General features: G+C 36.6%; 17 protein-coding genes. 9 read left to right on the top strand and 8 right to left on the bottom strand.

What is annotated here, in order from left to right; all coding sequences use genetic code 11:
• Window positions 1-81: 81 nt before the first annotated feature.
• From ACQWU4_RS07150 to ACQWU4_RS07115, 8 genes are all read right to left on the bottom strand, one after another.
• On the bottom strand, window positions 82-1,380 hold the full coding sequence (locus ACQWU4_RS07150; RefSeq protein WP_429935100.1) for an HlyD family secretion protein: 1,299 nt from the start codon (window positions 1,378-1,380) through the stop codon (window positions 82-84).
• A gap of 43 nt (window positions 1,381-1,423) precedes the next feature.
• Window positions 1,424-3,616: a peptidase domain-containing ABC transporter gene (locus tag ACQWU4_RS07145; RefSeq protein ID WP_429935099.1), complete on the bottom strand. Its 2,193-nt coding sequence runs from the start codon at window positions 3,614-3,616 to the stop codon at window positions 1,424-1,426.
• A gap of 164 nt (window positions 3,617-3,780) precedes the next feature.
• Entirely contained in the window at window positions 3,781-3,957 is a 177-nt protein-coding gene (locus ACQWU4_RS07140) for a bacteriocin-like protein (protein WP_429935098.1), read from the bottom strand.
• A gap of 73 nt (window positions 3,958-4,030) precedes the next feature.
• Window positions 4,031-5,539 (bottom strand): vitamin K epoxide reductase family protein, encoded by a 1,509-nt coding sequence (locus ACQWU4_RS07135; protein ID WP_429935097.1) that lies wholly within the window; start codon window positions 5,537-5,539, stop codon window positions 4,031-4,033.
• 854 nt (window positions 5,540-6,393) lie between these two features.
• Window positions 6,394-7,350 carry a DUF3810 domain-containing protein gene (locus tag ACQWU4_RS07130; RefSeq protein ID WP_429935096.1) on the bottom strand — a complete coding sequence of 319 codons (957 nt, stop codon included), beginning with the start codon at window positions 7,348-7,350 and terminating at the stop codon, window positions 6,394-6,396.
• Window positions 7,351-7,441: 91 nt separating this feature from the next.
• Window positions 7,442-8,887 carry an MFS transporter gene (locus ACQWU4_RS07125; RefSeq protein ID WP_429935095.1) on the bottom strand — a complete coding sequence of 482 codons (1,446 nt, stop codon included), beginning with the start codon at window positions 8,885-8,887 and terminating at the stop codon, window positions 7,442-7,444.
• 39 nt (window positions 8,888-8,926) lie between these two features.
• Window positions 8,927-9,655 carry a lysophospholipid acyltransferase family protein gene (locus tag ACQWU4_RS07120; protein ID WP_429935094.1) on the bottom strand — a complete coding sequence of 243 codons (729 nt, stop codon included), beginning with the start codon at window positions 9,653-9,655 and terminating at the stop codon, window positions 8,927-8,929.
• A 5-nt stretch (window positions 9,656-9,660) separates the two neighbouring features.
• On the bottom strand, window positions 9,661-10,119 hold the full coding sequence (locus ACQWU4_RS07115) for a GtrA family protein (protein ID WP_429935093.1): 459 nt from the start codon (window positions 10,117-10,119) through the stop codon (window positions 9,661-9,663).
• A gap of 492 nt (window positions 10,120-10,611) precedes the next feature.
• Between ACQWU4_RS07115 and ACQWU4_RS07110 the strand changes: the two genes are divergently transcribed.
• The 9 genes from ACQWU4_RS07110 (at window position 10,612) to ACQWU4_RS07070 (ending at window position 24,196) form a co-directional block, all read left to right on the top strand.
• Complete coding sequence (locus ACQWU4_RS07110) at window positions 10,612-10,875, top strand: hypothetical protein (protein ID WP_429935092.1); 264 nt, start codon at window positions 10,612-10,614, stop codon at window positions 10,873-10,875.
• Window positions 10,876-10,950: 75 nt separating this feature from the next.
• Window positions 10,951-11,802: a BadF/BadG/BcrA/BcrD ATPase family protein gene (locus ACQWU4_RS07105; RefSeq protein WP_429935091.1), complete on the top strand. Its 852-nt coding sequence runs from the start codon at window positions 10,951-10,953 to the stop codon at window positions 11,800-11,802.
• A 16-nt stretch (window positions 11,803-11,818) separates the two neighbouring features.
• Window positions 11,819-14,107, top strand: a complete 2,289-nt coding sequence (locus ACQWU4_RS07100; protein ID WP_429935090.1) for an NADP-dependent malic enzyme — start codon at window positions 11,819-11,821, stop codon at window positions 14,105-14,107.
• A 321-nt stretch (window positions 14,108-14,428) separates the two neighbouring features.
• The gene (locus tag ACQWU4_RS07095; RefSeq protein WP_429935089.1) at window positions 14,429-14,626 is read left to right on the top strand and encodes a bacteriocin-like protein; all 198 of its coding nucleotides are present in this window, start codon (window positions 14,429-14,431) and stop codon (window positions 14,624-14,626) included.
• A 173-nt stretch (window positions 14,627-14,799) separates the two neighbouring features.
• Window positions 14,800-15,384: a Holliday junction branch migration protein RuvA gene (gene ruvA, locus ACQWU4_RS07090; RefSeq protein ID WP_429935088.1), complete on the top strand. Its 585-nt coding sequence runs from the start codon at window positions 14,800-14,802 to the stop codon at window positions 15,382-15,384.
• A gap of 57 nt (window positions 15,385-15,441) precedes the next feature.
• Complete coding sequence (gene sprA / locus ACQWU4_RS07085) at window positions 15,442-22,410, top strand: cell surface protein SprA (RefSeq protein ID WP_429936036.1); 6,969 nt, start codon at window positions 15,442-15,444, stop codon at window positions 22,408-22,410.
• A gap of 124 nt (window positions 22,411-22,534) precedes the next feature.
• Window positions 22,535-23,362, top strand: coding sequence for a cell wall anchor protein (locus ACQWU4_RS07080; RefSeq protein ID WP_429935087.1), 828 nt, complete (start codon window positions 22,535-22,537; stop codon window positions 23,360-23,362).
• 104 nt (window positions 23,363-23,466) lie between these two features.
• The gene (gcvH, locus tag ACQWU4_RS07075; protein WP_429935086.1) at window positions 23,467-23,844 is read left to right on the top strand and encodes a glycine cleavage system protein GcvH; all 378 of its coding nucleotides are present in this window, start codon (window positions 23,467-23,469) and stop codon (window positions 23,842-23,844) included.
• A gap of 25 nt (window positions 23,845-23,869) precedes the next feature.
• Window positions 23,870-24,196, top strand: coding sequence for a VanZ family protein (locus ACQWU4_RS07070; protein ID WP_429935085.1), 327 nt, complete (start codon window positions 23,870-23,872; stop codon window positions 24,194-24,196).
• Window positions 24,197-24,339 lie beyond the last annotated feature (143 nt).

The raw sequence follows: 24,339 nt of genomic DNA, 5'->3' as shown, positions 1-24,339 counted from the left end.
TTAATCAATAATGCTGAAATAAAAAGCCGCAGCTTACAATAGCTGCGACTTTATTTTTATTATGCTATTTAAAAGGATAGTTTAGCTTTGGTATCCTAATAATTTTCTGATCTGGTAGAAAAATCTCTCAATAAGTCTCAGATCCTGTGTTACAATTTCTGCATTACCCCTGAGTTCTTTATCAAATGTAAGGTTTTTGTTATAACTTGTTTTTAATCCTTTTGGAAGAATTACATCCACATAATAATTTCCTTTTTCGTCAGGAATAAGAGAAATATTCTGAACTTTCCCTTCTACAATACCATATTCCTGAAAACGGTAGTTATCCAGTTTAATCAATACCTTCTGACCCGTAGTTACCTTTCCTGAGTTGACAGTAGGAACAGACATTCTACCTACCAGCTTTTCTTTATTTGAAGGCAGTATGGAAAGAATAGGTTCTGCCGTTTTCACAAACTGATTTTCCCCAAAAAACTGCTGAAAGCTGGCCATCCCATCTGTAGAAGAAATCACAAGATAATTCTGTTCCCACTGTTTTAAAGACTTACGGAGCTGTTCAAAAAGTTGTAAAGTCTGGGAAGAATAGGTAATCTTGTCTTTTTCTGTATTGATGGCTGTTCCGCTTTTTGTTTTATTTAAATTGGAAATCCCCTCATCCATCTGGGAAATGGAAATATTGAGATTTTCAAGGTTCTGCTGGGCCTGAAGAAATTTTATTTTTTCATTTTCAAGCTCTATAGATGCAATGACTCCCTGATTGAAGAGTTCCTGGGATCTTTGATAGCTTTTCTTTGATAATTCATACTTGGCTAATTCTAAGCTTTTCTGCTGCTTTAAGGTAGTAATCCTGCTTCTATATTCTGAGATGCTCTGATTGGCTGCTATATTTTCCGGTGCATAAGGCTGAAGTCTTGTAAAGAGCTCCTCATCCTGGAACGCTTTAGCAAAATTGTTGTAGTCACCTTGCAGCTCACCAAGTTTAAACCTGGAGGTCATGGCAATCGGGAAAGAACCGAGCTGATTGGGTGCGGTAGAATCTACAAGTTTCTTCAGCTCCAAAACATCTTTATAATTTGCTGCGGACTGCATGACCATAAGTACCTCATTCTTTTTAACTTCCTGATGATCTTTGATGAAAATCTTTTCAATTTTTGAGCTGGTTCTGGCCTCAATTTTTTCAGGAGGATTTTGTGAGGTAACAATAACGGGAGCAGAAACAAATTCCGGGTACTTTATAATGTAGCTCATCACGAGGATAAGCAGGAGAATCACTAATATGACACTGTTTCCCCAACGTATCATCCAGTGAGGAGGCTGGGTGAGAATGTCCTGAACACTCTCCGAGCGGAGTTCTATATTGTCTAAGATGTCTTCTTTCATGTTTGTAAGATAAAATTTCCTTCATGTTCCAGAAGGAGCATTATTAATTTCCTAATTCAAGCTGATTTTTTACCAGTCTGTAATATTCGCCTTTAAGGGCTACCAGTTCAGCGTGATTACCTTCCTCTACCACTTTGCCTTTATCCAAAACTATAATTTTATCAGCATGTTTTACTGTTGATAATCTATGGGCAATTACGATGGCTGTTTTGCCTTTGAAGAACTGCTCAAGATTTTCCATAATCACTTTTTCATTATTGGCATCCAAAGCAGAAGTAGCTTCATCGAAAAAGATAAACTCAGGCGATTTGTAAACAGCTCTGGCAATGAAAAGTCTCTGTTTCTGGCCACCGCTGACTCCTACACCTTCATTTCCGATTTTTGTATTATAGCTTAAAGGAAGCCCTTCAATAAACTCTTTGATATTGGCAATCTCCACAGCACGTCTCAGTTTCTGTTTGTCAACGTGATCTTCTCCTACGGCAATATTATTGGCGATAGTATCATTAAATACATATCCTTCCTGCATTACAACTCCGCAGTGATCTCTCCAGAACCTTGGTGAGATATTTTTTAACTGAGTGTTTCCAAGTTTAATTTCTCCTGAATTAGGTTCATAAAATTTCATCAGAAGCTTTAAAAGAGTGGTTTTTCCACTTCCGCTGGCGCCTACAATAGCCGTTGTTTTCTGGTAAGGAATACTAAGACTGAGATCTTCAAATACGGGAACATCTGACCCGATGTATCTGAATGATATATTGCTTACGTCAATATCTTTCTGTGGAATCTCAACTGCGTACTGCTCGTTTTTATCCTCTTCATCTTCTTTGTCATGGATTTCACCCAGTCTTTCCAGTGAAATTTTAGCATCCTGAGTCTGCTTGATAAAGTCAATAAGCTGTAGCAGCGGGCTATTCAGCTGTCCGATAATATACTGTACCGAAAGCATCATCCCCAGAGTAAGGTTTCCGCTTAAAACTAATTTGGCAGACAGGAAACTTACCAGAATATCTTTCATCTGGTTAATAAAATTTCCTCCTACAGACTGCCATTGTTCCAGAGAAAGAGATTTTATTCTTATTTTAAACAGTTTTACCTGCAGGAATTCCCAGTCCCAACGCTTTTGTTTTTCTGCGTTATGCATTTTGATTTCCTGCATACCGTTGATAAGCTCGATTACCTTACTTTGTTCCTGCGAAACCTGAGAGAATCTTTTATAATCAAGCTCCTTTCTCTTATTAAGAAAAAAGCTGATCCACCCGATATACAAGGCAGCTCCTACAAGATAAACCAGAAACAGTCTGTAATCATAAAATAAAAGGACAATACTGAAGATAATAAGATTGACCAGTGAAAACAGAGTATTTAATGAAGAGCTGGTTAATAGCTGTTCAATTCTGTGGTGGTCGTTTATCCTTTGCATAATATCTCCTGTCATTCTTGTATCGAAAAAGCTTATCGGAAGCCTCATCAGTTTGATAAAGAAATCTGAGATAATGGAAATATTGATTCTTGCAGAAAGATGGAGGAGGATCCAGCTTCGGATCACTTCAATACCCATTCTTCCAAGGAATAGCATAATCTGGGCAAGAAGCACAACATAAATAAAGTTGAGATCCTGATTCTGTATCCCGACATCCACAATACTCTGAGTAAGAAACGGGAAAATAAGTGAGAGTAAACTTCCTGCCAAAAGACCTACGGCAAGCTGTATAACCAGTGACTTGTATTTAAGCAGGTATTTTGAAAGGAAAGAGAAGCTTGCTTTACTTTCTTCAGCATCAAATTCAGTTTGAAAAAATGCAGGCGTTGTTTCAAGAATAAGGGCAATTCCCTCTTCCGTATTCTCATTGGCATTTTCTCCGATCCATAATTTGATGAATTCTTCACGGGTATAAGTAATCAGTCCGTAGCTTGGGTCTGAAATATAGACTTTATTATTTTTATCAATTTTATAGACAACAACGAAGTGGTTCTTGTTCCAGTGAACAATACACGGGAATGGCACTTCTTCTGCAAGGGTATTAAAATCGATCTGGACTCCAAGAGAACGGAATCCTAAATTTTCTGATGCATCACTCAATCCTAAAAGGCTGCTTCCTTCACGGGTGGTTTCAGAAAGTGTACGGATCTGCTGCAGAGAGATGCTTCTGCCATAATATTTACTTACTATTCTAAGGCAGGTAGGTCCGCAGTCTTTAGCGTCCGGCTGTTTATAAAAGGGAAATTTCTTCAAAATTTATACTCATTATAAAATGCCGCCACAATAGGGCGACATTTTTTTATTCATTTTTTACATAATCATTAAAGTTGATGACAGTATTATTTTACTGGATCAACATGATGAGCATTCATGGTCACTTACTGACACTTAACGAATCTAATCGATATAACCTAGAATCAGTTGATTGGATATGCTGTGCAGTAATAAGTATCCGGCCCGGCTCCTGCTATGAGTCTGCATGCACCGTTTGCACAACATTGTCCGTCGCCACATTCTCCATCTTCCGGACATCTTCTGAATCCGCCTTTAATAGTTTTTAGACTTTCTCTTGAAATTTTTTTTAAGTTTTTCATATTGTTTAGTATTAGCTTTTCTGATTCTATTATTTTTTCCTAAGATAGTGATTTTTTCAATTCAGGAGGATTCTTATTGAAAGTCCTCGTCTTCCATTAATTCATCAACAAAAAACCAGATATCTTCACGTTCATATTTATCCGGAAACTGATGTCCGTTAAGAATAAAAATAGGGGTGAAGTTCAGTCCGGAATTGCTGTTATCTTTTGTCATTTCAATAAATGGAGTCAGGTCTTCCGTTTCTGATGATCCGGATAACGATACGATTTTGTTTTCATCTCTTGTTTCAAACCATTCTTCAACAGCTTTCAAAAATTCTTTTTGAGGCTTACTGTTGTAAATGTGTTTAAAGGCTGAAAGTAATTTCGTGTATTTCTCATCAGCCCTTTCCGAGGAATAGTTGAAACGGATCTGTACAGAAATGTCATCAGGATATTTTTCAAGAAGCCCTTCCATAATCTTGTGACCATCTTTGCAAAAACCACAATAAGGATTGGATACAATTGAAAGACGAAGTTTAGAATCCTTATTTCCTAATACAAAAGTCTCAGTATCCTGAAATTCTATTTTTTCATTTTCTAAAAGCTGACTTTTGAAAAGCTCATAGTTTCTTTTAAATCTAAGGTTTTTAGCATTCGATTTCTGAAGGCTCTCTTTTTGGGAAAGTATAGTACTGAAATATAGAACAGCTGAGAAAATAAGTATCCAGAGAACAGCTGTTAATAGTAATGCTCCTATGCTCAATGGAGTGCTTTGGAAAAACAAAATGCTAAGTACCAGTTGCCCCACGAGAATTGAGATGATCAAAAGGCAGACCCTGCAGAATGTTTTTTCCACAAAAGCCTGGATATATAGTGAATAGCCGATGGCCAGTATAGAAACAAAGGTAAATCCTTTTACAATATATGCTGTTGCCGGAAGGAAAAGCCCTAATACTGCAAGACCTGTAAAGTAGATCAGAGAAAAATCGGAAAATTTCAGTCCTAAAATACTTGTCTTATCCTGTTTGATGATCTTGTCACATGAGTTGGTGGCCTGCTTGGCGGAAGTGTCACCGCAAATACTTCCGATTACTGTAGAAGTATTTCCAAATTTCTGATTGAAAATTTCCAGTGAAATATAGACACCAGCCAAAGAAAGAACATTAAAAAGAACTTCAAATATGGTTTGGGTGAAAAAAGAATAGCCAAGAATGATTGCAAAAACAACATATAGAAGAGGCTTAAAATTAAAAGCTGCCTTATTTTCTGCATTTTCACTTTTTTCAAAAAGCAGTACAAAATCCGTTGATTTCTTATGAAGTTCTTCCTTATTAAGTGTTTTAGCCTTTTCAGAATAAACCGAATAACTAGCTCCCGATTTCTTTACCAGAGAAAAAGAATTATCTACGATCGCAATAAATTCTTCAGGCAGTTCATCCCAATATTCTTTATCAAGTTCATAAGCATCATTTTTTACGCCCATAAAGTTAAGCGTATCACTAAAAGCCAATGCGGAAGGGTAATTTGGATGAGAGTTGAACTGGAAAGAAAATTCCTGTTTATCGAGTTTTAGATAGTTAATTAGCTTGTCGAAAATCATAGTAATATTTTTATCTAAAATACGCAGATGTTTTAAAAAAACAAGTTTTTTTTCTTTTGCTGGTGATATACCATTGTTAAATACTTGATTTAGTGTAAATATTTTTGTGTTTTTTACTTTGTTTAGTTGAAAATTGAGTTGATTCCGTAATAAAACCGGGTAGGAGATTTCTTAGTATGCTATACTGTACTATCTCTGAAAGTTCAATAAGACATTGAACCTTTTTATATTCATACTTATAAATATCTATATAGTTTTTAGCTGTGTAGAATTTCAAATTTCAGGATAAGCGGAAATTATTAAGGATAAAATATTTTTAATTTAAAAGAAGAAAAAAGAGAAATAATGACAGGTGATTTTCTTGGAAAAATTGATCTCAATTGATGGTTTTTAGTTGGGTGAATTTCAGAATAAGAAAATAAGTGGAGAATTATGGAGATGTTTTTTTTTGGCAATTGCACTTTTTATATCTTTTTTATCATTTTTATTCGCTTATCTGAAAATAACTCTAATTTTTATAATTGAAAAAATGGCGGAAAATTCCAATATTTTATTATTAAACAATTGTTTAATTTTATGCATTTTTGACAGGTTAAATTAAATTTAGATATTGATTGATTATTGAATCATTTATTTTATTAAAGTTCTAATTTTCAGTTATGAACTCAAAAAAACTTAAAAAATCATAAAATTTTCTTAAAGTTTAAAAAAAGAATAGAAATGTTTTTGTATTTATAAAATATGTTGTACTTTTACATCGCCTTGAATGAGGGAACAAGTCAAGGTAATAAATTTTTTTTCATCATTTGTGTTTTTAGAATCGTATCGCCTGATACGATTCTTTTTTTTGTTTACTACTTTTCGTAGTTCAAAAGGAGGTCTATAAAGTAAGAATAAGTAACGGCACCTTCCTGCTGGTTGCTCTTCAGAAAAAGGTTATTGGTAAACCCAAAGAAATCATCCAGCCAGCCCTGATGTCTGAAGATAAAACTTCTTTCATATGCGCGGTCTTTTTTCATGGCCGGGGAATATTGGTTAAGGACTGATTTTACAAACTCAGGATCCTCATCAACAATAAACCTTAAAAGGCTTTTTAACGTAAAATATTCAGTGCTGTACCTTAGATCAAGATTTTTAGAATTGATACCAATCAGATAGCCTATGAAATTAGCTTCCTGCTCTCTTGCAAAGCCAAGTTGGTGGGAACTTTCATGTGCGGAAGTAAACGGGATGAAGGTATGAGGGAGCTTTGCATTATACTGGGCTTCTGCAGTGAAAGGATTGTAATATCCCAGTATTCCTGTAAAATTCATTACACTTTTAAAAAGACTGGGTTTAAAGGTATTGATCTGTGGAGCATTTTTATCCGAAATATATTTTGGAAGCTGGGCCTGCTGATATAAAATTTCTGTCTGGATAGAAGTAAGATCAGTTACAATGAATATTCCGTTTTTATCCTCCCGTACAGATTGCCGGGTAGTTTTGCATTTTTCCAGATAACGTAATGCCAATGTCTTTGCTTTCTCAATTTCAGGTTCTTTCTGGCTGGAAAGTTTCTTTATAACAGGGATTTGGAAATATAGCATTCCCCAAAAAATCTGGTAGATAAAGTAGAAGATGTTAATGGCAGCCAGAAGTCTTAAAATAGCTCTGTTTCTACTCTTCTTCTTAAAGCATAGAAAAATATGATATAAAAGAAAAATTCCCAGAAGAATATAAATGAGATCTCCAAAAGAAAAAGGGATCCAGCTGAAAAGTATCTGGTGGGTTTTCTTCTGAAATTCAAAAAAACGTTCGAAAAAAGAAATCATTGTTCCGGACCTTGAGAAGATATAGAACAAAAGAAATTGGGCAAGTAATACACCTGCCCAAAATCTCTTTTTATATATTATTTTTGTTGTACTAGTGACCACTGCCTTTAGAGATTTTATCCAAATCAATACCCTGGGATTTCAAGATCCCGGTTACACGGATTGCATAGAATGCAAGATAAGCAAAACAGATAACACCTACGATATAGCTGAAATGAATATTCGTTTTATCTGCAATATATCCCTGAATAAAGCTTACAACTCCACCACCCATGATCATCATGATCAGGTAGCCTGAACCCTGATTGGTATGTTTTCCAAGTCCGTTGATCGCAAGAGCGAAAATACATGGCCAAAGAGTAGAGCAGAATAATCCTACACTTGTGAAAGCATAAACGGACACCATTCCTGTTGTAAACATTCCTATCAGTAAAGCGGTAATACCTGCCACAGAGAAAATCAGAAGCATTCTTGCAGGATTTCCTTTACTCATAATATCACAGATGATCATTACAATGATAACGGCACCATAAATATAGAAAGGAGAAAGGTCATGCTTTGCAATCGCATTTACCAATAAGAATACGCCGAATGCAAGATAAGGAGCAAGGAATCTTAAGATCTTTTTGAAACCTGCACTCAGATCAAATGCTTCTACAGCACCTGTCCAACGGCCAATCATCAATGAAGCCCAGTATAATGAAATATAAGGAGCCACATCTTTGGTTTCAAATCCTAAGCTCTTTTCCATATATGCAGGAAGATTACTTGCCGTAGAAACTTCTACCCCTACATATACAAAGATGGCAATCATCCCCATCACCAATTGAGGATACTGGAACGCCGAAGTTTTGTGGTCTCCGGGAACCACATCATCAGTATCTTTTGTATTGGTAGGAGTTACTGCCGGAAGGGAAGAGAATTTTAGCATTATGGCTACTAATACAAATGCAGCTCCCAGCATAAGATAAGGAATCTTTACACTCTCGATGCTTGCTTCTGTATTGGCTGTAGAGGCTGCGCCAAAAATAGCGAACGATACAATAAGAGGACCGATGGTTGTTCCCAGGTTGTTGATTCCTCCTGCCATTGTAAGCCTCTGAGACCCTGTTTCAGTAGGTCCCACTTCAATGGCCAGCGGATTGGCAACAATCTGCTGTAATGAGAAACCCAGCCCTACAATGAATAGGCCGGAGATCATTAAAGGAAAGGATGCCATATTAGCTGCCGGATAGAACAGTAAAGTTCCGGAGGCAGAAATAAGAAGACCAAGAATAAGCCCGTTCTTGTAACCTATTTTATTAATAAGATCCTGTTTCAAACCTTTTGAAACTGCCATGTAAATTAAAGAACCCACGGTGTAAGCCACATAAAAGCAGATCTGTACGAGCATACTTTCGGTTTGGGTCAATTTAAAGGCTTTTTGGAAAACTGGTATTAGAATGTCATTACTTGCCGCAACAAATCCCCAGAAAAAGAACACAGTAACCAAGGGAATAAACTGTCCCCAATTGGTTTGTTTAGAATAATTTGACATGTTTGTTAAAAATTTCGCAAACAAATATAACTATTTCTTTTAAATAGAATGTTCCAGCAGTGTTTTTTTTATCTCTTTATAAGCTTCGGCCTTCAGATCTCTCGGAGAATCTGATGGTTCCATGATTCCGTTGAAATATACTTTTACCCTTCCCGGGTATCCTTTTGCATTATCGAAAGGGAAAATTTCCTTTAATCCGATAAAAGTATAAACTGCGATCGGTGAGTTATGTTTGGAAGATAAAGTAAATGCACCGTCTTTAAATTCGTCCAGAATAATGGAAGTATCATCCGGTACACCGCCTTCCGGAAATATGGCAATGCTGTTTCCTTCTTCCATTTTTTCTGCACACCTTCTGTAAACATCAGCACGGCTTCTTGCGCTGCCTCTGTCTACCATCACACATATCCTTTTATATATGGTACCGAAAATCGGAATCTTTACAAGCTCTTTTTTACCTACAAAACATATCGGATGTTGTGGCATCAGGATGCAGGTAAGCATGATATCCATAATGGAAGTATGGTTTGAAATAAAAACGTAGGGTTTGTTTTTTTCCTTTTTCTGGTCAGAAAGATTTGTAAGGTCATATCTCAGGCCCATGCCGTAGAACATACCGAAACACCAGATGCGGATAAACTTATAAGCGTATTTGTAATGTTTTTTATTAAAGGATAAAATGTAGACCGGGATTCCTAATATAACTGTTAAGACAAATGCCAGTAGCAGCAGCCAGAATCTCCAGAGATGGTTTAAAATTTTTGTCACCGTTTTTAACCGTTAAAAATTACTTTCTTTTTTACTGAATAATTCAGCATGGAAACCAGCAGGATTGCTGCAATCTTACTGATCATTTCAGGGCTTAAGGTATAAAAAATTAAATTGATATTATCCTTAAATATAAAGCTGTAAAAAATCTGGAAAAAGCCTAAGCTCAATAAAGTTGAAATGAAAGAAACAGCCATAAAGTAAGCAAACTCTTTTCTTTTAGAGTGTTTTCCCCTCTCAAAGACAAACCAGATACTCAGGAAATAATTGCTGATGATCCCGCAGCTTGTAGAGAAAATATTACTTAAAGGATAGTGGATGCCGTAAAAATTGGTTTCTCTGGCAAAAAAATGCGGCAGATAGGTACTGAATGCCTTGAAGCTTCCAATCTCTACAATGGCACTAAGCCCGCCGGCAATAATGAAGAACAAAACCTGTTTCTGGCGTATTAGTAATTCTCTCATTCAATATATATGAAAGTGCAAATTTATAATTATATGTCAATAATGTAAGAATAAAAGATTATTTTAAAATGAAATAATAATTTAATTTATTGATTTTCAGTTAAATATTAAGTTGATTGGATAGTGGCATAGTCTATATATTAAAGAATAATAAATTGTTCCTTATCAGTTTGTAATTATTGATAATGAGCGAGAAATTCCTTTTTTATTATTTTAAAAATTGTAAAAACAATAACAACATTGATGGCTAAAGGGTTTAAAAGTTTCTGCCAAATAATAATGTGATAAGCATATGTTAAACAATGAAAAAAGTTGTTAAATTATTTTTTTGAACCAAAATAATTTCTAAATTTAATACTCAGAATAATGTAATTATAACCTGATAATAAATTCATTTTCAACTTACTGTGTTGATGGTTTTTTCTATCTTGTAATGTGCGCTATAACGCATAATACCTTAATTTTTACGACCCAAATTATAATAATATTTGTATGAAAAGTCAAAACAAATACAGAAAATTCCAGCTTCAGCAAAAAAATATTGAAGCTCTTGAGAGAGAAAATTCCCGCTTCAAAAGAGTGTATTCAGAATATGAAAATATGGCAGACGAATTGTGGAACCTTGAAAACTCTACCAATGAACCTGTACCGGATGATTTTATTAATGCGATCATGCTCCAAAGCTCCTATCTGGAGGATGAGATTGAAGATTGGTTAATAAAATTCAATAATCAAAAAACTGATATAAAACATTAAAAGCTTACAGGCTGTTTTTAAACGCTATTTGAAGATAAATTCATAATTTAGCACCCTTAAACTAAAATGTAAAATATGGTTGCTATTGTTGATAGTGGGTCTACCAAATCAGATTGGGTAATACTGGATGATTTCAAAAAAGTGTTTTTAAAAACGGAAACCATCGGCTTTAATCCCAATTTTATCAACCGGGAGCTTATTGTTCCTGAAATAGAAAAAAACAGCAGCCTTATACTGGTCAAAAATTCCATAACGAAGATTTTCTTTTATGGCTCAGGGTGCGGTGTGCAAAAAAATTGCGAAACCATTGAGGAAGAATTAAAAAAAGTATTCACAAAAGCTGAAACGGTTGTGAGAGAGGATCTTTTGGCTGCTGCCTATGCTGCCTACAATGGAAAACCTGCTATTGTATGTATTTTGGGTACCGGATCGAATTCATGTTATTTTGACGGTAAAGACATTAAAATAGAATTCCCTTCTCTTGGTTTTCTCATGGGAGACGAAGGAAGTGGAAGCGCCATTGGAAAACAATTGGTGCGAAGATATTTTATGAAAAAACTGCCGGAAGATCTTCATACAGAATTTGAACAGAATTACGGGCTGAAAATAGAAGAAGCTCTGAAAAATATGTATCACAGCTCCAGACCTAACGCCTGGCTGGCAGATTTCAACAGATTTGTTATCGAAAGAAAAGACCATCCTTACTTTAAAATCATGGTATATGAAGAAATGAAAAACTTCTTCGAATACCAAGTCATTCCTTATAAAGAATCAAAAGATGCCGAGATCAATTTCATCGGCTCTATTGCGTATTATTATGAGGATACACTCCGTTCTGTTGCGGAAGAATTTCATTTAAATCTAGGACATGTTGTCCAAAAACCTATCGAAAGTTTAGTAGACTACCATATTAAGTATATACTTTAATAAAAAACAAAATTCTATGTCAAGTAAAACCCACCGCGACGAAAAGAACTTTAATCAGGCCGCGTTAGATTATCATAAAGCCGAACCTAAAGGAAAGATCGAAGTTATCCCTTCAAAACCGCATTCGTCTCAAAGAGATCTGTCATTGGCGTACTCACCGGGGGTGGCGGTTCCTTGTATGGAAATCCACGATAAACCCGAAACAGTGTACGATTATACCGGGAAAGGTAACCTGGTGGCCGTAATTTCAAACGGAACGGCTGTACTGGGACTTGGAGACATCGGAGCAGAAGCTTCAAAGCCGGTAATGGAAGGAAAAGGTCTTTTGTTCAAGATCTTTGCAGATATCAACGTTTTTGATATTGAAATTAATGAAAAAGATCCGGACAAATTCATTCAGATTGTAAAAGGTATTGCTCCCACATTCGGGGGAATCAACCTTGAAGATATTAAAGCACCTGAAGCATTCTATATTGAGCAGAAACTTAAAGAAGAGCTTGATATTCCCTTAATGCACGATGATCAGCACGGAACAGCAATTATTTCCGCTGCAGCTTTGATCAATGCTTTACAGATCGCCAATAAAAACATCGGAGAAGTGAAAATGGTGGTAAATGGAGCCGGAGCTGCTGCCATTGCATGTACCAATCTATATATTTCTCTGGGTCTGAAAAGAGAAAATGTTTTAATGTGCGACAGTAAAGGAGTAATCAATCATAAAAGAGAAAACCTTACCCCTGAAAAACTGGACTTTATTGCGAATACCGATATCGAAACACTGGAAGATGCCGTAAAAGGTTCAGATGTTTTCATCGGATTATCAAAAGGAAACGTAATGACTCCGGAAATGCTTTCCGGCATGAATGAGAACCCTATCGTTTTCGCTCTGGCAAACCCGGATCCCGAAATTGCTTATGATCTTGCCCTTGAAACCCGTAAAGACGTGATCATGGCAACGGGAAGAAGTGATTATCCTAACCAGGTGAACAATGTACTGGGATTCCCTTACATTTTCCGTGGTGCTTTGGATGTTCAGGCAAAAGGAATCAATGAAGAAATGAAACTGGCTGCCGTACATGCTATTGCAGATCTTGCAAAAGAACCTGTGCCAGAGGCCGTTATCCTTGCTTATAATGTTCAGAACTTACAGTTCGGAAGAGAATATTTTATTCCGAAGCCGTTTGATAACAGGCTGATTACCAAAGTATCAAGTGCAGTAGCAAAAGCAGCTATTGAAAGCGGTATTGCAGGAAAAGCTATCGAAGATTTCGAGGAATACGAAAATCAGCTGCTGGACAGAATGGGAAGAGACGAGAAGCTGGTAAGAATGATGCAGAGCCGTGCCAAATCCAACCCGAAAAGAATTACCTTAGGAAATGCTGAAGAATACAACGTATTGAAAGCAGCACAGATCCTTTATGAAGAAGGAATTGCTTTCCCAAGCCTTTTAGGTGATAAAAAATACATCAAAGAGCAGATGGAACGCTTCGGCATCAATCTGAACGTCCCGATTATCGATCCAAGCGATGACGATCAGGAAGAAAACAGAAAAAAATACAGAGAAACCCTTTGGAAGCTTCGTCAGAGAAAAGGGATGAACGAATATAAGGCTAAAAGATATGTTCGCCAGAGAGATTATTTCGGTCCTTTAATGCTGAAGCATGGAGATACAGACGGTCTTATCGTTGGATTCTCTAAAAACTATACCTCAGTCCTTCGTCCCGTTCTGGAAATTATTGAAAAAGATAAAGGAGTAGACAAAGTAGCGGCTATGATGATGATCCTTTCAGAAAAGAAGCCTATTTTCTTCGCTGATACATCTATCAACCAGAACCCTACAGCAGAAGATCTTGTAAATATTGCTAAAATGGCGGAAATTACAGTAAAATCTTTTGCCATTGAGCCTAGGATTGCCATGCTTGGTTTTGAAAACTTTGCAGCAATTTCCGATACTTCCAAAAAAGTAGCCAAAGCTGTAAGCATCCTTCATGAAAAATATCCTAAAATGGTTGTTGATGGTGAGATTCAGCCGGATTTTGCAATGAATGCAGATCATTTAAGTGATTATCCTTTCTCAAAATTAGGAACAACGCCTGCCAATACATTCGTTTTCCCGAATCTTGAAAGTGCAAACCTTTCTTACAAGATTATCAGAGGAATGAAAGTGGCACAGGTAATAGGACCAATCTTGATGGGACTGAAACAGCCTGTACATGTTTTACAGATGCGTTCCAGTGTGGACGAAATTGTGAATCTGGCTACGGTTGCAGTACTTGATGCCCAAAGAAGAGAAAACAAAAAATAGGAAAGAATCTATCTTTCATAAATAAAAGCAGTACACAAATTTTGTGTACTGCTTTTTTATTGTTTGCCCTTTTACATATTCCCGATTCATGTTTTTTTTGTTTTTTCGAATGTTAAAAAGAAGAATTTGAAAATCAGTAAAAAATGGCTGGTATTATTATAGATTAATATGGATATTCTGAAAATATAGTGTTAAATATTAATTGTAATTATTTATTATTGGTTAAATTTAATCTTTTGATACATTGTGTTTAATTATTTATTAAAAATATTGTTGATTTTACAATAAAATAATATATTTACAGCGATTAAAATATTTAACATGAAAAACATTAAAAAATTATCAAGAGAAAATTTAAAGCAAATTAATGGAGGAGGAGTTAGAGACCAACCTATTATATCTCCGGACGGAACATTATATTGTCTTCCATCTCAAGGACAACTGTGTTCAGTAGGATGTACAGCAACTTGTGTTCAGGGGCCATGTCATCTTGAGGCGTGCTTTGATGTGAACCCTTAGAATTGATCAAGTTCATACTCATTTAAATCATAAACCTGTCCATTTGGATGGGTTTTATATTTATATGAATTCATTGAATTGATAGTCAAAATTTGTGTTAAAAATCATTCGTACGTGAAATGAAAATATTAATTAGTTTAAATTACTATATTTGGGAGTTTTAAAACTTAATAATGATATTTTCCTTAAAAGGCAGCGTTCAAGAACTTACGCCCACTTACGCAGTAATCGACGTACAAGGAGTTGGTTACTATGTAGGTATCAGTTTGATGACCTCCCAGGCTCTGGCCCTGAATAAGCCGGCATTCCTATTTACTCAGCAGATCATACGGGAAGATGCCCATCTTCTCTTTGGATTTAACACTCGTTCAGAAAAAGAAATGTTCAATCTGTTAATAAGCGTTAACGGAGTAGGAGCAGTTTCTGCCCTTATACTTCTTTCTACTTTAAGCCTTGAAGAGATCGCTTCTGCCATCCTTTCCAGAAACAGTGCCCTTATCCAAAAAGCTAAGGGAATTGGTGCCAAAACCGCAGAAAGAATCATTGTGGATTTGAAGGATAAAGTCCAAAAATTCAGCATTGCAGAAGAAAATATTTCTTCTTTTGTGGATAATAAAGTCAAGGAAGAATCGTTATCTGCATTAGAAGTTTTAGGGATCCCGAAACGAATGAGCGAGAAGATCGCAGACAAAATGATGAAACAGAATCCGGACATCTCCGTAGAAGAACTGGTAAAACAAATCTTAAAAAACATTTAACATTTGGTGGCAAATAATAAGCATCTCAAAATATTTTTGTTCCTGTCGTTCCTGTGCATGTCGGTAAGTACCTTTGCGCAGGTACGTGATACTGCAATTATAAAAAAAGACTATCAGCTGGCCGATCCTACAAGGTATGAGGCCTTTTATGATATAAAGACAGGAATGTATTATGTGTATCCTAAAATTGGAAATACCTATACAGGTCCTCCTACAGCAATGTCTCCCGAAGAGTATAAGGAATTTATGCTCGCAACCCAGTCAAAAGCTTACTACAAGGAAAAATCCGACAAGTACAGTCTGCTTTACAGACGAGACAGAACCGATGCCCGTAAAAAAGGACTCATTCCGTCTTTGATGATCAATAACAAGCTGTTTGAAACTATTTTTGGCAGTAATAAGATAGAGATCATTCCTTCCGGATATGCCTCTTTAGACTTTGCAGGGTTGTATCAAAAAATAGATAACCCGTTGATTTTGCCGCAAAACAGAACCAGTTTTACCTTTGATATCGATCAGAGGATACAGCTGGGACTTTTAGGTAAAGTAGGGGAAAATCTCCAGCTGAAAGCTAATTACGATACCCAGAGCGGTTTTGCTTTCGAAAACAGGATGAATCTCGTATGGCAGGCAAAAGGGAACTGGAAAGATCTCCAGACAAAAGGTCTTGGTGATGTTGATAAGCCTAGTGCAGGAGGTGAAGATAAAATTATTAAAAGAGTAGAATTCGGTAATGTTAATATGCCGCTTTCTACCAGCCTTATCCGTGGTTCACAATCTTTATTCGGGGTGAAGACAGAATTTCAGCTCGGAAAAACCTATGGAACAGTAGTTCTTTCCCAGCAACAAGGGGAAGCCAGAAATATAGTAGTACAGGGAGGTGGTGTTATGAATAATTTCAAAGTCAATGCTATCGACTATGAAGATAATCAGCACTTTTTCTTAGGACACTACTTCCTTGACCGTTATGACCAGGCTTTGGCCAACTATCCACAGATCAATTCCACAGTAAATATTACAAGGTTGGAAGTGTGGGTACTTGATCAGGGAAACAGTAACCTGGCTTACCAAAAAAGTATCATTGGTATCAGAGATTTGGGTGAAGGAGCTTCCGGATTACCAGATAACTCTCAAAACGGATTGTATCAGTCTGTTAATGCAGCAATAGGGCCAAGAGAGGCCGGTAAAAATTATGCAACGACCTTTCAGGGGCAAATGTTTCCGGGAAGTACACAACCGTATGACAACGGAGAACAGTTTATCTTTAATACAAAAGCAAGAAGGCTTAATGCCAATGAATATACACTGGAACCTAAATTAGGATATGTCTCATTAAACCAGAAGCTGAACGAGAATCAGCTTTTAGCTGTTTCATACTCCTTTACGGACGGTACTAATAAAGTATACAAAGTAGGGGAATTCTCTGAAGAAAGTCCTGTGTTGGTAACCAAAGTTCTTAGAGTAAACAACAAGGTGAATACGGAATCTCCGATGTGGGACCTGATGATGAAAAATATCTATTCTTTAGATGCAGGGCAGGTGGCGCAGGATGGTTTTATTCTTAATGTTTTCTATAGAGATCCAAAAACCGGAGGTAAGGTAAATTATCTTCCGGGAACCAGTGTTCAGGATAAGAATTTGCTGAAATTACTTAACTGGGACCGCCTGAATATGAATAATGACGTACAGGCCAGCAGTGGAGTACTGGGAGACGGTATTTTTGACTTTGTAAACGGAATTACGATCAGGCCGGAAACAGGAAAAATTATCTTTACCAAGGTACAGCCTTTTGGAAGCTTTATGCAGGGACAGGTTGGAAATGATCCGCAATTTGTTTTCACAGATCTTTACAAACAGCAGAAACAAGTTGCATCTTCCAGTAACCTTGCGCAGAGGTATACCATAGAAGGACGCTACAAAGGAACACAGGGACAGGGAATTTCTCTTGGTGCTGTAAACGTTCCTCAGGGATCTGTAAAAGTTTCTGCGAATGGTGTTCAGTTGACGGAAGGGGTAGATTATACCGTAGACTATATGCTTGGGACAGTAACGATCATCAACGAAAATGTTAAACAGTCCGGACAGGCAATCAATATTTCATTAGAAAACCAGCTTACATTTAATACCCAGAGAAAAAGATTCTTGGGATTGAATTTGGAAAGAAGATTCAGTGAAAACTTTATATTGGGTGGTACAGTAGTTAATTATTCGGAGTCTCCGCTTACACAGAAAGTGAATTACGGACAGGAAGCGGTTAACAATACAATGGCCGGGATCAATATGATGTACAACAATCAGGTTCCTTTCCTGACCAGGCTGACTGATAAGATTCCATTGGTAAATACTGAAGCTCCATCAAACCTGAACTTCAAAATGGAAGCTGCTTATTTGCTTCCGGGACTTAATAAGGGAACAAATGACCAGTCTTATGTAGACGATTTCGAACAGACAACTTCTAAAATATCTTTAAAAGAACCAGCAGCCTGGAGCCTGGCTTCAAGACCAGAGAAAAACCTTGCGCCACCATTTAATGGAGCTCCAAGTGATGATGCTCTTACAAGTGGTTACGGAAGAGGCCTTTTATCATGGTATAATATTGACCCGAGATTCTGGGGAGTTGGAGGAAGAGCACCTGCCGGAATTACACCTCAATCTGTTTCCAATCACGCATCCAGAAGAGTACAGTATTCTGAAATTTATAACAACAGAGATTTTGTTGCAGGCGAGCAGACCTTCACCAATACTTTAGATATATCTTACTATCCTCAGGAAAAAGGTCCTTATAACGTCAACCCTGGATCCGAAACAGCGGCTTCCAGATGGGCGGGTATTATGAGACCGATCAGTGTTTCCAACTTCGTAAATTCAAATATAGAATATGTTGAATTCTGGATGATGGATCCTTATGCGGATGGAGGGGTCTTAGGAAATAATGCGCGACTTTTATTCCAGTTAGGAAACGTTTCTGAAGACATCCTGAAAGATGGTAAAATGCAGTATGAAAATGGTCTTCCTACACCGGGGGCACCTTCTACAACAACAACTTCCAATTGGGGAATACAGCCGAAACAGCCGCCAATCCTTTATGCATTTTCAAGTGAAGGAGATGACAGAAGATCTCAGGATTTAGGATATGACGGTTTAAGCTCAGATCAGGAATCTATGAGATTCGGAAATACATTTGTTAACCCGGTTACCAATTTGGTAGACCCTGCTGTGGATGACTTTGTATTCTTTATGTCGGATAAATTTACAGGAGGTCTGGCTTCATCTCTTGTTCAGAGATATAAATATTTCAGAAACCCAGAAGGAAACTCACAGGCCAATTCACTGGAAGTGGCTTCACAGACTCCGGATGCAGAAGATATCAACAAGGATTATAACCTTGACCAGACAGAAAGCTATAATGAATATGTTGTAAAATTAGATAAACCGAGCCTTGCATTAGGGCAGAACAATATCGTAGATGTAAAAACTGTAAAAGCTACTTTCCAGAACGGACAGTCTTCCGATGTGAAATGGTACCTGTTCAGAATTCCTGTTTCAAAATATGCTGAAACTGATGCGGAAGGAGAAAAAAGTGCATCTGTATTGAATAACGTAAGATTTGCGAGACTAATGCTTGCAGGTTTTGAAAATACTTCCACTTTAAGATTCGGTACAATGGATCTTGTAAGATCGGACTGGAGAAGATATCCAAATCAGATCGCCAGCCCTACAGTTTCTTCACAACAGGAAGGGGTAGGAATAGCACAAAATAATAACTTTGAAGTAGGAAGTGTAAATATTGAAGAAAATGCATTGAACCAGCCGCCTTATGTATTGCCTCCTGGAATTGACAGACAGGTATTGAGTGGAAATGCAGGAGCACAGAGACAAAATGAAGCTTCACTTTACATGAAAGTAGATAATCTTGCCGGCGAAGCAAGAGGGGTATTCAAAAATACTACTTTGGATATGAGAAGATATAAAAAGCTAAAACTTTTTGTACACGCTCAGGATCCGACAGACAGATATCAGGGTATTGACACTGAATCTAAATTCTTTATCCGTTTCGGAAGTGATGCTACGGATAACTATTATGAGTATGAGTCTCAGATGTTGCTTACACCTAAAACAGCAACAACTCCTTTGGAAATTTGGCCTATTGAAAACGATGTTGATTTTGAGATCCAGAACTTTGTAGACGCTAAAATCCGTAGAGATAAGAGTTCATCCAATATTGTAGATCGAATCATGGACCCTACATTTGGAGATAACTCGAAAAGAATTTATATTAAAGGACGTCCAAGCTTAGGAAATATTACAACCATTATGATCGGGGTAAGAAATACAAACCGGTCAAACTCAGTCTCCAGAATTCTTTGGGTGAACGAGATCCGTCTTTCTGAAATTGAAAATGACGGCGGGTATGCAGGTAATGCAAGCTTAAATTTTAACCTTGGAGATTTTGCTACTGTAAATACAAATGCATCTTATACCTCTGTAGGTTTTGGTAATATAGATTCGAAACCGGCAGAAAGAAATCAGTCTACGCAGTCTGCATTCAGTATTAATACTGCTGTAAATGTAGACAAGTTCCTTCCTGAAAAAAGTGGTGTGAAAATTCCTTTAAATTATTCCTATTCACAAACGATCGAGGATCCAAAATACAATCCTCTTGATACCGATGTGGAATTCAGCAAAGCTGCCAATAAGGAACAATTGAAAAAAGTAGCAAGAACTTATACGCAGCAAAGAAGTATAGGAGTTGTAAACATGCATAAAGAAAGGGTAAATCCAAACAAAAAACCTAGATTCTATGATATTGAGAACGTTTCTGTAACTGCAGTTTATAACGATGATTATTACAGGGATATTTATACATCAAAAAACTACAGACAATATCTGAGAGGTTACGTTGATTATAATTATACTTTCAAGCCGTGGGTAATTAAGCCTTTCAACAAAATGATAAGTGACACGGCAAAATCTACAAAATATCTGAGATGGGTCAAGGAATTCAACTTCAATCCGATTCCTACAAGATTATCTTTCAGAACGGAAGTAGACAGAAATTACAACGAGCTTGAGTTTAGAAATGTTGAATCAATTTTAAGTGGAAATACAGGAGACAGTTTTGCTGCAATTAAAAACAGAAACTTCTTCTTCGGATGGCAGTATGGTTTAGGATTCAATTTCACAAAAGCATTAAAACTGGAGATCAATTCTGCAACAAGAACCCTTAATGACAATGTAGATGTGAATGGTATGGACAACAAATCCATCTTTGGAAATGTATTCCGGGCAGGTAGGCCAGTGTTATATAACCATAGAGTACAGGTTAATTATAAGCTGCCGTTCCAGTATCTTCCGTATTTGGATTTTATTGATGCGGAACTTGGATATGGTCTTACCTATAACTGGAATGCAAGATCTACTGCACTCCTTTCAAGTCCTGAAGGAAGCTTAGGGTCCGTAGGTCAGAATACAAATGTGATTCAGGCTACTGCTACTGCGGATATTCCGAAGTTCTTCGGGCAGTTTAAATATTTCAAAAACATCTCTGCAAAATTACAAAAGCGTAAACAGGAGATCGACTCATTGAATAATGTGTATACACAGCAATGGGAGAAGAAGAGATTTAGATATAAGAGCTATAAATTCAAAAATAAACTGACGGTACTTCAAAGTGCAGCGTTCCTGTTGACATCATTTAAACAGTTAGATGTTAACTATACTGAAAATAACGGAACAGTACTCCCTGGTTTACTTTCTGCACCAAACATGTATGGTTATGGTCAGACACTGGGAGGACCAACTATCGGATTCCTTTTAGGATCACAGGCTGATATCAGAAGAACGGTACTTGAGAATGGATGGGTAAGTGACTCACCTTACATGACTGATCCTTATATTAAAATGTCCACAAGGGAATTAAGGGCGAATTTACAGATTGTTCCGATGAATGATTTCAGGATTGATCTTAGTGCGTTGCATAACTATAACAGAAACTTTTCTCAATCCGGATTTAATAACCGGAATAATCTTGGAACAGCCAATCATGATTATGCATTTGCGAATGATCAGGTAACGTATTCCAACTCTGTTGTACTTCTTAAGACATCATTCAAAGAAACCCAGGCTGTGTACCAGGCTATCAGGGAAAATGCAATGATACTTTCCCAGCAGCTGGGTATAGGAGAAGTCCTGAACAGTGATGGCTTTGCAGATCACTACAGCATTGCCAATGCTTATGTATTGATTCCTGCATTCAGAGCCGCTGTTGAAGGCAAATCTGTTAAGCAGATCGGAAACGCCAGAAAAGCCGGACTTCCAATTCCAAACTGGAAGATCACTTATTCAGGCTTAAGAAATATTCCGATCATTAACGGTCAGTTCTCCAAATTTGATATTCAGCATACCTATACGGCAACCTATACTGCAACAGGCATTCAGTCAAGTATTGATTACTTTAACAGGATTTCAGGTGGAAATGCATTTGATGTTAATAATGATTATATCAATCCGTTTACATTCTCCCAGGTTGGTTATGTAGAATCCTTCTCACCGCTTATCGGAATAGATGTTACGATGAGAAACAATATGCAGTTCGGAATTCAGTACAACAAAAACCGAATGATGTTATTAGGATTGGTAAACCATACTCTTACTGAGGATTCCAATACAGAATACGTAGTAAGGCTGGGGTATATTGTTAAGAACTTCAGACTGGGTATGGCCAATACAAGAGGATCCAGAGGAAAAGGAAGTGACCTGAATATCAGAGGAGATATCTCACTGAGAGACAGCAAGACTTCCATTATGAATATCCTGTTGAATGATTCACAGATCACAGGTGGACAGAAACTGATGAATATAAAACTGTCCGCAGACTACAACGTCTCTGAAAACCTGAACCTGAGAGTATTCTATGAACAGATGACCTCCAAGTATAAAATATCAACAGCATTCCCGCTATCTACTATTAGAGCCGGTCTGTCTGCAACATTTACATTCGGAGACTCAGCAGGTGGTGGTTTCTAAGAAAAAAATTAATATATAATTGCTAAAATAAAAATCCCTTTCTGCTAAAGAAGGGGATTTTAGTTTTAATTCACATTTTTTGGAATGCCTTAGTTTATATGGTATCTTTATCGTAAAAAATTATATGAAAAAAGCACTATTGATTTCTGGATTGATATTATCAAACCTAATTTATGCCCAGCAAGCCACAAGTTTAGCAGTACCAGATACAAGAGATATTAACTCTCTTCCATCTGCCTATACTCAGATAGCAAAAGTAGAATTTAAATTTAGAGATGTTGTTCAGGTTCCGGGAGTCGGAAACTATTCTGCAATGTTTACTATAGCACCTTGGATAGACAGTTCAGGTAATAAAGTGCATCAGCTTAATTTTAACGATGGAGGGGTATTCTATAGAAATGCATCGCAAGCAGATACTCAATGGGGAAGCTGGAATCAATTAATAATGGCAGATGTTAACGGAGATGTTAAATTTAATGACTTTGTTAGTGGTGGAGTTAATTCCTGGATATTCCACACACCGGATGATACCAGAAGGTCCTTACATATTGCGCCAAGAAATACAGCCAATACCGATTGGGAGTGGCAGAAATCATTTGTAATTAACGGAGCAAACGGGAATGCCTTATTAAATGGAAAATTTGAAGCAAAAGAAGTAAAAGTAACACTTACCCCAACAGCAGACTTTGTTTTTGATGAAGATTATAAGCTGCCAAAATTAGATGAGGTAGAAAAACATATTAAAGAAAAAAAACATCTTCCTGAAATTGCATCAGCGGCACAGATGGAAAAAGAGGGAGTTAATGTAGGGGAGTTTCAGATTAAACTTCTTCAGAAAATTGAAGAACTTACATTGTACACCATCGAACAAAATAAGCAGCTTAAAAAGCTTCAGGAAAGTAATGATAAGTTAACGGAAGAAGTTAAAGAATTAAAAGCTATTACAAAATAATGATATATTAATTGTTGGTTTGAAAGTAATTTTTAGCCAAGATATTCATTACCCCTTTGAACCTTTTATTATTTTGAATACATTTGTACAAAATAAAAATTAAAATGAATACACCATCAGAATTAAAGTACACTAAAGATCACGAATGGATCAAGATTGAAGGTAATGTGGCTACAATTGGTATTACAGACTTCGCACAGGGAGAACTTGGTGATATCGTGTATGTAGATGTAGATACTGTAGATGATGATCTTGAAGGAGGAGCTGTTTTCGGAAGTGTAGAAGCAGTAAAAACTGTTTCGGACTTATTCTTACCTATCGCAGGAAAAGTTATTGAGTTTAATTCAGAGTTGGAAGACCAGCCAGAGTTGTTAAATACAGATCCTTATGGAAACGGATGGATCATTAAATTAGAAATTGCTGGTGGTGCTGATCAATCAGAATTGCTTACTGCTGAAGAATATCAGGCAATCATTGGATAATATTTCAAAAATATTTAGTAAGATTTTGCCCATTTATTGGGCATTTCTTACTTATATGCTCCTCAAGCCAGGTGAAGAAAACCATGAATACTGGTTTATGTTCAATGGTATTGATAAAATTTTACATGTGAGCATATTTGCAATGTTGGGTTTCTCTTTCATTGCCACCTTCCCCAAAATCAAATTTTCATATTTCTTTCAGATCATACTTATATATGCCTTCCTTACCGAAATTCTTCAGGAAGAAATGGGCTTAGGCAGATCTATGGAGTCTCTGGATATCGTAGCAGATACAGTAGGATGTCTCATAGGATACTTTATATATAAAGCATTGATCAAACGATTTTTTTAAATCAGAGTCTTTTATTGGTAGATATAATACAAAATTAAACATTAGTTTAAAATTTTTCTCCCTGTATGCCAGTGGTTTATGAGTTTTGCATGAACAAATCATGAATTTTATGTTAAATAGTTTTGGATTGTGTGGTAATAAGA

Origin of the sequence: Chryseobacterium sp. MIQD13 (genome assembly GCF_050496705.1) — a bacterium.
GTDB lineage: Bacteria > Bacteroidota > Bacteroidia > Flavobacteriales > Weeksellaceae > Chryseobacterium.
Note: the sequence above shows the minus strand (reverse complement) of the source record. Positions and strands in the feature narration are given on the sequence as shown.